The sequence below is a fragment of the Canibacter zhoujuaniae genome (assembly GCF_011752015.1).
GTDB lineage: Bacteria > Actinomycetota > Actinomycetes > Actinomycetales > Microbacteriaceae > Canibacter > Canibacter zhoujuaniae.
The window spans coordinates 59,861-72,522 of record NZ_JAAIKA010000002.1; the positions used below are offsets into that span (position 1 = coordinate 59,861).

Below are 12,662 nucleotides of genomic sequence, written 5' to 3' on the forward strand. Positions count from 1 at the left end.
AATTCTACCAATGCTGTCTGGGAACTACTCAGCCGCATCATCAAGCGAGATGACACCGTAGTTCCAGCCCTTGCGCCGATATACAACGCTTGGACGACCGTTAGCAGCATCAATAAACAGATAGAAATCGTGCCCGACCAGCTCCATCTGATCAACAGCCGCCTCTGCGGTCATCTCGACAGCTGGAAAACTCTTTGTGCGAATAAAAATGGGGGTGTAATCATCTTCCTGACCGTTTTCATCTCGCCCAGCATCGCCGGTGTGTAAACCAAACGCCTCAGGTGGTGCTGCTTCAATATCCAAACCAGCAAAAGCGCCATCAGCAACTGAAATCTTCCCTTTGCGGTGGTCAACCTTACGCTTGTCTTTTGCGCGTCGCACACGCTCCAGCACACGACCGTATGCGATATCGAACGCTGAGAATTTATCTCCGGATGTTGCCTCAGCGCGAATTACTGAACCGGGAACGACAATCGTGATCTCAACACGGTCACCGTGCTCGGGGCTTTTATCACTTGTGCGTGACACCCGCACCTCAAACTTTTGTGCCTTTGGTAGGAGAGAGGCAATCTTCTCTGTCTTGGCACCTACATAATCTTCAAAACGATCGGTGATGCTGACGTTACGTCCGCGAATGATGACGTCCATGATGGCCCTCCTTCAGTGCTACGCAAGGCGGGTGCCACCCAGGGTTGGGGGCAACTCTGCCCGCCTTAACCAAACCATACTCCCCTAAAGATGAGTTTTCAATCAAAACTTGTGACGTTTGGCGCTGCACAGTGTCACAGCCCCAAAAATCTTGCATCCCGTATCTGCAAGAACACTCGCCGCCGCGCTCAAAGTTGCCCCTGTTGTGCAGACATCGTCAACCAACAGTAACTGCGCTAATGGATATCGTTTGCGCAGACGTTGGAAATTACGTCGGTTGACTCGCACCCGCCGCGCGTTTCTCTCCCGATCACCCGCAGAGCTACCAACCTGGGAAGTGCGAAAGTAACTCGCGCGCAGCAACCAACAAACTGGAATTCGTGCCGCAGTAGCGTCACGAAAGCGCAGCAGCAACCGTAGGTGATTGTAGCCGCGCTCACGAGTTTTGCTGCGGCGCGAGGGCATCGGCACCAACACCAACTGCGGCGCAGCGGGGATTTTAGAGACAGCGCCGTTTAGAATAACCCCCAGCAGTTTCGCATACTGTGTTGCCCCCTGATGTTTGTAGCGCAGCAGACACTCTTTCAGAACACCTTCATAGCTTGCGAGATACCAAACTGAGAGGCCCTGAGCAGAATCTGACGTGCGGTAATAGACGGTGCGCGATTGCAGACTCTCTTGACTGAGTGCTCGAATTTGGTGTCGACAGTAGTGGCACAGGAACCTGTCAAAACGGCCGCAGCCAAAACAGTTGCTGGGAAACAGCAGTGCTCGCAGATCAAGGAGCACGCGATACCAATAGGGGTGTGCAGTCATAAAATAATGGTTGTGCAAGCTGGCCCCTGCCAGCACAAAGTTCTGAAAATCTGTGGATAATCTGTGCGAGAAACTCAGATACGTTTGGCCAGCAGCGCGATCTCGCTGGCAGCCTGCGTCCAGCCGTTGGCACCCTGCGGGCGTAGCACAGTTCCGTCTGTATCAAGAACTCGCAATCCGCGGCTGCTGTCTGCGGCGGCCACGCTAATACCGTTCGGCACTACGCCACGGTCGGTCGGCAACAAGCCGACACCGCCCACTGTCACCTTTGCCGCCTCGCTCACGCGGGACAGCACAACAAAGCGACTGCCGTCGATCCAGTCAATATCAACCGCATTACCGGTCTGAGTGAGCACTAGGTGAGCGGCGGGATCCAATCCGTTTGGGGCCCCGTGCGCATCACGGCTGATACCTGATACAAGCACACTGGTTTGTGAGTTGCGGGTGACGAGCATCGCGAGCAGATTGCCGTCAGCAGAGACGCGAATTTGCTGCAGCCCGTCCAACTCCACCGCCGGAACTTGGAACTCGGTGGGTGCGCCCTCGCCGTTCTGCACGAAAATCTGACTGCTGCTACCGGGGGCAGCCGTCCAGACGTAACCCCACGGGTCTAGTGAGGGGTTTAACAGATCCTTACGTGCATCAACCAAAGTCTCGCTATCGCCCTGCACAAGATGCACGCCCTTTGTTGTTAGCACCGCTGCGCGATCACCGGCGATATTCACCATTGCATCAAGGGGTTTTAACTTTTGCAGAGGCTCTGCCAACGCAGTCTGCCCCTCGATTAGTGAGCCGCGCAGCTCACCGAAGCTATTATTGCGCAGCGCGTAGGGGAACTTACTAAGCTCTTCTTCCTGCTTTGTCGCAACCCAGCCCTCTCTGACACTGCGGTTGCTTGCGGTTGAGATTGTGTAGTGATCGAGCACCCCAAGTGGCGCGAGCGTTGCGTTTAACTGGGCAGCGAAAGTGTCTATCGCGGTGTCGCTTAATTCAGCAAATGCGCTCGATAGCTCAACATTGATGCGACCGTCGTCGATCAGTGGCGGTGACTGCAGCGCAACAGAGTTTGGAATAGCCGGGCTGTAGGCGAGCTGATGCATTGCAGAGGGCCCTGCAAGCAGTTGCTCAAGCACCCGCTGCATCAGCAGGGTATCGTTTACAAACCAGCGTTGATCGGCGAAAAGTGTGCCGGTGCTGTCGGGATAGTACAGGCTAATTTGCATCCACACAGTGGTAAACATGCTTCGATCGAGCACGATTCCGACGGGCGCGCGAGAGATGCGCCACTCGTTGCCGACCCGCTCAAACTCAAAATTTAGTTCGCTTGTTTGGCTCTGCGTTGGGTTGACGGTGAGGATGCCATTGCGATCAACCTGGGCGATGGTTGAAATCGAAACTGAGGCGGATGTTTCGCTAATCTGCTGAAAAGGTCTGGTGCCCTCATCGATCAAAGCGATAGCTCGTGGCTCCCAAACGTCAGCAAAAGCGGGAGTTAGGTATTCACGGGCGACAGCATAATCGTGGTTGGCTGATGAGGCGGCCACGAGGAAACCGCGCAACACCTCCTCCTGCGTTGCGCCGGGGAGCGGGCCGCTCGGATCAAAAACCACCTGTTCGTCAGTCTGTTTTAGATTGCTGAGCCCCGTTTGTACACTGCCAGAGGACGGCACACCAGCACAGCCTACTAATGCTAATGCGCTTGTGAGAAGCACAGTCAGCAGTACAAAAATTTTCTTGAAACGGTGCACTAGCGCCCTCCCTTCGAGAGCCATCGGCGCGGACGATCCAACCAGCCGGTTTGCTCTGACTGTGTAGCAGGGTCTGCAACATCTGCGGGGGTCAGCGGCAGCGGCGACAAAAACGTGTCTTGGTTGTCATTTTTCGGGAGGGTCAGCCTGAAGTTGGCGCCGGCATCTGGAGCAGACCAGACATCAAGCACACCGCCGTGTGCCTCAGCATCTTCACGAGCGATTGCAAGCCCTAACCCGGTGCCGCCGAGAGTGCGCTTGCGGCTCGGATCTGCGCGCCAAAAACGATCAAAGACGCGATCCACCTGCGCTTCGGTCATGCCGATACCGTAGTCGCGTACCGTAATCGCAACGGCGCTTGAGTTGGAATCCAGCGTGACGATAATTGGGCGCCCCTCACCGTGTTCAATTGCGTTACCCACTAGATTGCGCACAATGCGACTAATGCGGCGCGGGTCTATTTCAATGGCGTTGTATGCCCCGAGTGGGCGCACCTCGATGATGCTTTGTGAGAGCGGCTGCAGTTGCTCGACCTGTTCCTGCACAAGCTGCACCAGTGATGTGGGCTCAGTGTCCAGCTGGACACGACCGGCATCGTAGCGTGAAATTTCGAGCAGATCATCAAGCAGCATGCCGAAGCGAGTGAGTTGTTCACCCATCACGCTCGCTGCTCGTTTCTCAACAGGTGGGAGATTTTCAGAATTTGTCAGCACCTCGCTTGCCAGGCGGATCGTGGTGAGCGGGGTGCGCAACTCGTGCGAAACGTCTGAGACGAAACGCTGCTGCATAACCGAGAGAGTGTCAAGCTCACTAATCCTGGCGCTTAGGGTGTCTGCCATCGTATTGAAGTTATTGCTTAGAGCATCAAAAGCGAAGTCACCCTGCTGTTCCATACGCGCCTTGGCGTCGCCTGAGGCGAGACGTTTAGAAGCTTCAGCCGCCTCCCTAATTGGAGCAAAAAGCTGCACCGCTGCATACCACACTAGGAGCAACAGAATTATGAGCGTGAATACTCCGGTAACAACAAGGGTGCGGGTGATAAAAGTGAGCGAGTCATCAGTTTCTGCAAATGAATAACCGATGAATAGATCATAGGTGCCGATTCCGGCAGGAAAAACAAGCTCAGTGGCAACAATTATGCCGGGCAGGGTATCCGTGTCAAACCCAGAGGTGGGAAGCTCTACATACTGCCAGAGTTGTTCTGCGTCAGAGGTTGCCGCCGCGTTGCTCAACTCAGTAGTAACCGCCTCCATCACACCAGCTCCGGTGCGAAAATCTAGTGGCGCGTCTTGCGAGGCCGCTTGCCCGGCTTGCCGTCGCACATATATTAGTGAGCTGGAGGAGATATCGCGGATCGCTGAGCGAACTGACAGCATTAGTGATGACAAAGATGAACGGTCGCTCGCATCAGAGCTGTCGATTATTCGCTGTGCGGCAACGGTTGCGCGAGCGCTATCTTCTAAGGCGTTCTCGAGTTTGCTCGCGGTTAAATCTTCGCGCACGCTAGAGAGAATAAAAGTGCCACCAAATAGGGTTAGCAGAGAAGCAATAACCACCGTCATCGTAATAACACGCAACGGCAGGGAATTTTGCCAGCGGCGACGAATCGGGCCGAATACTGGATCGATCCGACGTAAAAACCGGAGTTTGCGCAGCCTCCGCCGCCGCCGTTTTTCTCTAGCAGGCATCGCCTGAGATTACTTCCCGCTACCTGCGCGGTAACCAACGCCGCGCACGGTCACTACGATAGTTGGGTTGTCAGGATCAACCTCAATTTTTGCGCGCAGGCGCTGTACGTGCACATTTACGAGACGATTGTCTGCTTTGTACTGGTAGCCCCAAACCTTTTCCAGCAGAGCATCTCGAGTGAATGCTTGATCCGGATAGCGGGCAAGTAATTCGAGCAGATCAAACTCCAGCGGTGTCAGCTGAATTACCTCGTCACCGCGCTTTACCTCGTGTTTGCTAACGTCGATGCAAACATCGCCAATGCGTAGTTTGCTGTCGTTTGAGCCCTCAATTTTGCGCAACCTGGCACGCACACGCGCAAGCAATTCGGTGGGGTTGAACGGTTTCATGACGTAGTCATCGGCGCCAGCTTCAAGCCCGGCGACAACGTCTTGCGTGTCGGTGCGGGCGGTGAGCATAATGATTGGAGTGCCGCTAGTTTCGCGGATGGTGCGGCAAACCTGAATACCATCCATCCCCGGCAGCATCACATCTAGGAGCACTAGATCGGGCTGCAGAGAGTCAAATTTTGCAACCGCGTCGTTGCCGTCCCCTGCATGTGTTGTCTGGAATCCCTCAGCTGCAAGCACCAGCCCAAGCATTTCAGCCAGATCAAAATCATCGTCAACAATTAGGACGTGCGCGTTCATTGCTTAGGGATCCTTACGTGATGAAAATGGTTTTTAGAAAATTTTACTTTGTATAAACAGTAAGTTCGTTTAGGCGACTGCGGCTCGGCAGCACAGGATAGGCGGCTGCGCCACTATCAGTGAATATACGCACACCGGCATGTATGGCTCCGTCGCTGGCAGGGTCCGTTTTAATAGTAAAAGTTTGGTCGGGGGCGCTCGCAGTAACAGCAGCCCGAGCGGGTATGGTGACGGTGCTTGATTTGCTGCTATCGGCCGTTGCAGTAAGGGTGACGGTTGCTGGTGCGGCGCTGCTGTTTGCGAGATACAGCTGTCCATTGGGAAGGATCGCGCCGGCGGCGCCATTATTTAACGCCGGAGCTGGGGAATACCACACCATATCGGTGTTTGCGCCACGTAGCGAGTCGCCAACCGCCGCTGCGGCAATGTTTGTGTCTGCGATGATTAGCAATCCGGTGCTGTTTTGTGGCACCTCAATTTTGGTGTTCGTGAGGGTGTTTGCGGGCAGATCAACTTCGGCTAAGGCTATCTGCGTGCCAGCGTTGTCTAGTGAGTAGATTGTCGCGTGGCTTGCCGCTCCGGGTGAGATCACCTGGACATCAACAGCGGTGTCTGCGCCGGCATCAGAACCGGCCGTCGCGCGCTCGTTAGCGACACCCAATAGCAAGACCTCATTTGACCCTGCCACCTGTGAAGCGACAGTGTCTACCCCGTGCGGAGTGATGTCAGTGAGTGCGGAGGTGCCGAGCACCGCGCTGACCGCAGCACCGGTTGACTCAAGACGCAACGCAAGCGCCTCTGCGCCGGGGGTGATACCGTTTACCGAAACTGAGCGGGATTCACCGGCGGGCACCAAGAGACCGCTGATACTTGTGCTTTCGAGCTCACCTGCTTGTGTGAACCCCGTGATGTTGACAACAGCGGTTGTGTCGCCCGGGTTGGTGATAGAAACTGTGCTGTTGTTGCCGCCGAGTGTGCGCCCGCCGACAATCCACTGCACTGATTCGGGGGCGGCGCAGGCGTGTGCTGCGAGGCCGCGCAGAGTTGGCTCGTTTAATTGCTGCCAGGCTGCTGCTGCCAGCGGGGTATCGCCGGAGCTGCTGTAGGTGTGGCCGGCGCTTTCTGGCGCACCGATGTTGCGTTTAATTTCACGCTGCGAGGAGCTGGTGGTCACGTACTGCGGGCTGCCGATTGGGGTGACTGCCGCAGGGTTACTCGGATCGGATCCGAGCTGCCCAAACCCACCGTCGCATGCTACTAGGCGGGTGCTGTTGCCAGCAGCATCAACCCCAATCGGTTGCGGGCTCGCCTCCCACGAGGGAAGGGAGATAACGTTGAGCGCGAAAACCGTTGCAACACCGACTGCGGTGACGGCGAAGCCGGTGACTACACGCCCGGTGTATTGACCCAATTTTGTGCGCTTAGTCATCGGCTCTCCTTCCCATTCTCAGCGTTATTTGCGTCGGCCTTTTCATGCAGAATCACGGCCGCATCGGTGTCACGTACGCGCATGCGCTTGCGCCGACGTGGCCGTTTGGGTGGTGTTTCCGTCACTTCGCCAGTCGGCAGTGCTAGCAGGAGCATCGCAAGGAGCAGCACAATCTGTGCCGCCCACAGGGTGTGTGAGGTTAACTGCAAAGCAGAGATGTTTAGGATCGGCAGTTTTGTGTCGAGTTCGGCTGCCTGATTCGCGGATGCAGTCGCGTTCTGCTGTGCGGCTTCTGTAGCAACTACGGTCCAGAGTTGACCCGCCTCAGTTGGGCCGGTTACCTCCAGCGCTACCTGCTGGTCGAAAACTTCTTGGAGGGCGGAGCGCAGCGCTGTGTCTCCGGTGTTGCGAAGCAGCACAAAGCTAACACCGTTTTGCACGAGTTGGTCGTTTAGTTCGGGGGAGCCCTCGCTTGCGAGGATTGCTACCAGCTCAGCGAGCTGTTGATCCGCAGCAGAGAGTTCTGCCGTATAGTGGCCGGTGCGGATCTCGTCGAGCACAGTGCCAGAGCCGGTGATAATCTCAGCTTTAATGCTGTTGTCACCGAGTGCTTCAAGCGCCAGGGTGCGCATATTTTCGTTCGTGCTTCCCGCTGCTTGGATAATTGCCGGCACCGGAGTGCGGGTGTCGCGTGCCTCAGACTGGCCTGTCGCGAGACTTGCCAGCAGCGGAGTCACAACGACCATATTTGCGATAATTGCTATCGCTGCGATTGGTGTTGCAGCTTTCCCGAGCATAGACGATCCTGATGCTGCGAGGGTGATAACTGCGATCCAGTAGAGGGCGAGACCCGAGCCTGTCCACAGCGGCACAACATTTTCGCCGCTGGTTGTGAGGTATGTGTTGGCGCTGAAAATAGCGGTAATGAGACCGAGCCCGCCGAGAATGGAAGCAAAAATCGTGACGTTGACTTTTCCGAGGTAGATGCCGATCGCGGCGAGCAGGGCGAGCGGCGCGAGGAGCACTCCAACCAGGAGGGTTGTCGGCGCATCGGCCAGGCCGAAGTTTGCAAAAATAGCAGCCCAACCTTCAAGCCCGTTGCGTGGAAAGCCGAGCAGCAGGTGCCACAAATTGCCCGGTTCATAAGGAGTGTTTAGACCGGGATCACGCAGCGCCAAAATAGGGTTACCCACTGAGAAGGAATGCCACACGATTGGAAACAGCAGTGCGGCAGGCGCGATTGCGGTAGCAGCAACGCGGGTGATTTGGCGTGGGTGCAATAACATTCCCGCAACCCACATGACAAGCGCCATCGGAATCAGCACCGGTGCTGTCGCAAGCCCTGCCGCAGCGAGGAGCGAGGCGGTGCCCGCCCACGACCAGGATTGATGTGCGCGCGTTGCTGCGATGAGTAGCCACGGCAGAATTACTGCCAGCGCAACTGTCTGCAGCCGGGCGTGGTCGAGTGAGCCCAGCAGTACGGGGCTGAGCGCCCAGCCAAACCCAGAAAGTACACGGCCTGCTGTGGTGTCGGTGAATTGCGCGCCCCAGAACCAGCCGCCCACTGTTGCAAGCGGAATAGCCAGTGCGAGGAAAAGCACAACAGCAAGGGATGGATTAAAGAATGTTGTTGACCCGAGCGCGGCAAGCACCCAAGTGAAAGGATCGGCCGGTATGCCGTCAGCCATTTGTGTGTTTCGCCACAGTTGGGTGAAGTTTGAGAGTGGCGCGGTGCCCCCCGCAGAGATCTGCTGCTCACCCGCGAGCCACCAGGTCAGCGCGGCCGACATCACAATGCTAATGAGCAGTGTGGCAAGCCCGCCCGTAGAAATAAAATGAAGTTCTTTGCGGCTGCGACCCTGCGCTGCGAGAATCGCCTCACGGTCAATCATGCGTGCGGTGCGCACATCTTTCGGATCAGCGCGGAGCGGCCCGACAGCTCCCCAGCCCGCCACATTGTGTTTGCGCAGTCTCCGGCGGGCGCTAATAATTGCACCCGGGTTAAAGAAGACTTTGAGAGCGGCTAGGAGCTCACCGAGCATGTTGCCCGGTTGTTCACGCAGCAGCGCCCAGAAAATACGGAAAAGCCCGAGTAATGGGAGCAGCAGCCACATGCAGAAGGCGGAAACCGGATTTGCGTAAACGATTCGGCGGTGCATGTGTGAGGCGCGGGCGTGGTAGTGGTTGTGTCGCCTGGTTGTCGCGCGTCGATCCGAACGGGGGCCTGCAATACCTGAAAGCGCAACCCGCACGCGCGATTTGGGGGCAACAATTACACGGTGCCCAGCAAGTCTTGCGCGGACGCAAAAATCGAGGCTGTCATCGTAAATCGGCAGTGCCGGGTCAAAACCGTTAAGCTCTCGCCAGACATCGCGCCGCACAAGCACACCGATCGGGCCAACCCCGAGGGTGTCTTGCAGATGGTCATACTGCTGCTGGTCGAGCTCCTGACGGCGCAACAGCCAGCGTGAGCCGTAACGTGTCAGACTTTGACCGAGTTCGACGATACGCTCGGGGTGTTCCCAGTCGATGAGTTTTGGGCCGGCAACCGCTACTGATGGGGCGCTCATCACAACAGATAGGATGGCGCGCAGTGCTTTGGGCTCTGGCGCGGAGTCTTCGGTGAGCAACCACAGCCACTCAGAGACGGCATCGTCTGCGGCTTGCGCAAGCTGCAACGGCTCAATTTGACGCTCTGCTGCCGCTATTGCTGCGCCGAAAGAGGCCTGTTTTCCGGTCGCTACGAGCCTGGTTATACCAGCGTTTAAATACTGCTGTGTAATTTTGTCACTGCGCCCGTTAATAACGCCAATAATTCTGTCTGGTGGCAGAGTCTGACTACCCAGTGCTTCGAGAGTGGCGTCAAGCCATTCGCCAGACTGGGCTACAACGATTGCTGTAACTAAATTGCGCATACTGTTTCATACGATACGCGCGCCTGGGCTGGAAGTGTGTTGCCGCGCCGTTTAGCTTGCTTGTTGGCGGCGGAGTTTGCGGCGTTCGCGCTCTGATAGGCCGCCCCAGATGCCGAATCGTTCATCGTTTGCAAGCGCGTATTCGAGGCACTCTGCGCGCACCTCGCACTGTTCGCAGATGCGTTTAGCTTCACGGGTTGAGCCGCCTTTTTCTGGGAAAAACGCTTCGGGGTCGGTTTGTGCGCACAGTGCGTCTGCCTGCCAGGCGAGGGGGTTAGTGTCGTCGTCAGTGCTGTTACGTCGCACGCCAGGGATCCCAAGCAGCACTGGATCAATATGCCAGTCGCTTGGGACGGGGCCGTTTGCAATTGTGCTCACGCCCACTCCTTTCATCGTACGGCGGCGGGGGAGCCGTTGTTTAGTTATTTAATTACACCCGTGTAATTAGGGTGAAGTCAAACTAAAAAGCAAAAATCCTTAAACTTTTAAGTTAAGGTTTAAGGATTTTCGGCGTGTCGGATCGGCGTTACAGCAGTTGGGCGTTACCGGAGTCGCGCATATGGGAAACAAGTTTTTTGACGTCCTGAGCGTGTGCCTTATTCGTCACAAGCAAAACATCAGGGGTGTCGACGACGACAACATCATCCATTCCCACAACAGTTACAAGCCGCTTGCTGCCCGAAATTACAATGCCGTTTGATTTCTCAGCAAGCACACTAGAGCGCTTTCCCAAAACTGCCAGATCGTTTGCGCGACCGCGCGTCAAGAGGTTTGCGATACTCGCAAAATCTCCAACGTCATCCCAGCTAAAGTGCCCGGAGACGCAGAGCATTTTTCCGGCAGCGGCGGCTGGTTCTGCGACGGAGTAGTCGATAGCAATCTTCGGCAGCGTGTGCCAGAGACGCTCACGGGCTGCCGCTGCGTGCGGAGTGTTCCATGCATCCGCTATTTCATGCAGTGCCGCGACGAGCTCTGGCTCAGACTCCGCCATCTGTTCTAACAGAACGTCGGCGCGAGAGATGAAGATGCCGGCATTCCAGAGTTTGCCGTTGCGAATGTATCTCTCTGCCGTTTTTTTATCTGGCTTCTCAACGAACTTAGCAACGCGGAACACATCCATTGGCGCGATGTCTGGCCGCGGATCCGCCGTTTTTATATAGCCAAAGCCGGTTGCGGCGTGTGTTGGGCGAATGCCGATTGTGACAATTGCCCCCGTTGCCGCTGCGTTAACCGCGGTGTGCACGGCGCGCTGGAAAAGAAATTCATCACCGATGACGTGGTCGGCGGCAAAACTGCCGATAATGGCTTGTGGATCGCGCCGAAGGATCAACGCGGCGGCCAGGCCGATGGCGGCAGAAGAATCTTTGGGCTCTGACTCTGTTACGAGATTTGCTTCGGCAAGATCCGGAAGCTGCTCGCGCACCGAACGCTGATGCGCGTTTCCTGTGACCACCATAATGCGTTTCGGATCGGTGAGCGGAGTGAGGCGATCCCAGGTGGTTGCGAGCAGTGATTTACCGCTGTCGGTTAGATCTAACAGAAACTTCGGGGCGTCAGCGCGGGAGAGCGGCCACAGGCGAGAGCCCACGCCACCGGCCGGAATGACGCACCAAAAGTTTTCATTGTTTTGCATATTAAGCAGAGTAGCGCGCCGCCCGCCATTGGAACGGAGGCGCGGTGGGGCAATAAAAATCAGTAATTAAGCGCCTTAATAACATCAGATGAAGGAGCTTCGTAAATTCTTAAAATATGCCGTGAAAGGTGCGATAATTAGAGACACAGTAATTTCCCGCCAGAGGGTATTTAACATCTATCGAGGAGGATGTTCGTGGCAGCCGAAAGGGCGCAGCTCGCGCAGCCAGCTCAGCCGCAGGGTGAGCGACTGGGCGGCACTTTATACCGTGGAAACGAAGGCATGTGGTCGTGGGTGCTGCACCGGATTACCGGTATCGCAATCTACTTCTTCCTGCTTGTGCACGTGCTAGATACGGCACTCGTTCGGGTCAGCCCGCAGGTCTATGACGTTGTCATTGGCGCATACAAGAACCCAATTATGGGTCTTGGTGAGGTTGCGCTGGTGGGTGCGGTGGTTTTCCACGCACTGAACGGTTTGCGCATTATCTTGGTGGACTTCTGGAGTAAGGGCACCAAGTATCAGCGTCAGATGTTCTGGATTGTGATCGCAATCTGGGCGGTGCTGATGATCGGTTTCTGTGCTCGTCATCTACCAAACGTGTTTGCACACTAGGAGGCTCGTAAAAAATGTCAACTAACGCAAACAATCCGTTCATTAAGAACAAAAAAGTCACCAACTGGGAAAAATGGGGTTGGATCTACATGCGCGTGTCAGGTGTCATCCTGGTCGTGCTGATCTTTGGCCACCTCTTCTACAACCTGGTGCTCGGTGATGGCATTAAAGCAGTAGATTTCGGTTTTGTCGGCGGCAAGTTTGCCAATCCTGTCTGGCAGTGGTGGGATGTTGCAATGCTGTGGCTTGCGATTATCCACGGTTCAAACGGTATGCGCACCATCGTGAATGACTACGTAAACAAGCCGAACCTTGCAAAGGCTTTGAAGGTTGCAATCTGGTCTGCTGCAGCGCTGCTCATTCTGCTCGGCACCCTGGTCGTGTTTACCTTTGACCCCTGCCTGCCGGGGGCGCCTGAAGAGCTCGTTGCGAGCTTCTGCTCTTCCCTCTAAGTTTCGAGAAACAATTTTTAAGGACTGA

Annotated in this window: 11 protein-coding genes; 2 read left to right on the plus strand and 9 right to left on the minus strand. The window is 56.0% G+C overall.

What is annotated here, in order from left to right:
- Nucleotides 1-24: 24 nt before the first annotated feature.
- The 9 genes from hpf to HCQ99_RS04960 form a co-directional block, all read right to left on the minus strand.
- Nucleotides 25-648, minus strand: a complete 624-nt coding sequence (gene hpf, locus HCQ99_RS04920) for a ribosome hibernation-promoting factor, HPF/YfiA family (protein WP_166986779.1) — start codon at nt 646-648, stop codon at nt 25-27.
- Nucleotides 649-750: 102 nt separating this feature from the next.
- Nucleotides 751-1,464, minus strand: coding sequence for a ComF family protein (locus HCQ99_RS04925; protein WP_166986782.1), 714 nt, complete (start codon nt 1,462-1,464; stop codon nt 751-753).
- 74 nt (nt 1,465-1,538) lie between these two features.
- The gene (locus HCQ99_RS04930) at nt 1,539-3,236 is read right to left on the minus strand and encodes an LpqB family beta-propeller domain-containing protein (protein WP_166986785.1); all 1,698 of its coding nucleotides are present in this window, start codon (nt 3,234-3,236) and stop codon (nt 1,539-1,541) included.
- Complete coding sequence (mtrB, locus tag HCQ99_RS04935) at nt 3,212-4,900, minus strand: MtrAB system histidine kinase MtrB (RefSeq protein ID WP_166986788.1); 1,689 nt, start codon at nt 4,898-4,900, stop codon at nt 3,212-3,214. Before mtrB ends, HCQ99_RS04930 begins: the two co-directional genes overlap by 25 nt.
- Nucleotides 4,901-4,909: 9 nt before the next feature.
- The gene (mtrA, locus tag HCQ99_RS04940; protein ID WP_166986791.1) at nt 4,910-5,590 is read right to left on the minus strand and encodes an MtrAB system response regulator MtrA; all 681 of its coding nucleotides are present in this window, start codon (nt 5,588-5,590) and stop codon (nt 4,910-4,912) included.
- 43 nt (nt 5,591-5,633) lie between these two features.
- Nucleotides 5,634-7,019 carry a DUF5719 family protein gene (locus tag HCQ99_RS04945; RefSeq protein ID WP_166986794.1) on the minus strand — a complete coding sequence of 462 codons (1,386 nt, stop codon included), beginning with the start codon at nt 7,017-7,019 and terminating at the stop codon, nt 5,634-5,636.
- The gene (locus tag HCQ99_RS04950) at nt 7,016-9,934 is read right to left on the minus strand and encodes a glycosyltransferase family 2 protein (RefSeq protein ID WP_166986797.1); all 2,919 of its coding nucleotides are present in this window, start codon (nt 9,932-9,934) and stop codon (nt 7,016-7,018) included. Before HCQ99_RS04950 ends, HCQ99_RS04945 begins: the two co-directional genes overlap by 4 nt.
- Before the next feature lie 51 nt (nt 9,935-9,985).
- Entirely contained in the window at nt 9,986-10,258 is a 273-nt protein-coding gene (locus tag HCQ99_RS04955; protein WP_424945202.1) for a WhiB family transcriptional regulator, read from the minus strand.
- 202 nt (nt 10,259-10,460) lie between these two features.
- Complete coding sequence (locus tag HCQ99_RS04960; RefSeq protein ID WP_166986803.1) at nt 10,461-11,567, minus strand: mannose-1-phosphate guanylyltransferase; 1,107 nt, start codon at nt 11,565-11,567, stop codon at nt 10,461-10,463.
- A gap of 195 nt (nt 11,568-11,762) precedes the next feature.
- Between HCQ99_RS04960 and sdhC the strand changes: the two genes are divergently transcribed.
- Both sdhC and HCQ99_RS04970 read left to right on the plus strand, forming a co-directional pair.
- Nucleotides 11,763-12,182, plus strand: coding sequence for a succinate dehydrogenase, cytochrome b556 subunit (gene sdhC, locus HCQ99_RS04965; RefSeq protein ID WP_279586873.1), 420 nt, complete (start codon nt 11,763-11,765; stop codon nt 12,180-12,182).
- A 14-nt stretch (nt 12,183-12,196) separates the two neighbouring features.
- Nucleotides 12,197-12,634, plus strand: a complete 438-nt coding sequence (locus HCQ99_RS04970; RefSeq protein WP_166986808.1) for a succinate dehydrogenase hydrophobic membrane anchor subunit — start codon at nt 12,197-12,199, stop codon at nt 12,632-12,634.
- Nucleotides 12,635-12,662 lie beyond the last annotated feature (28 nt).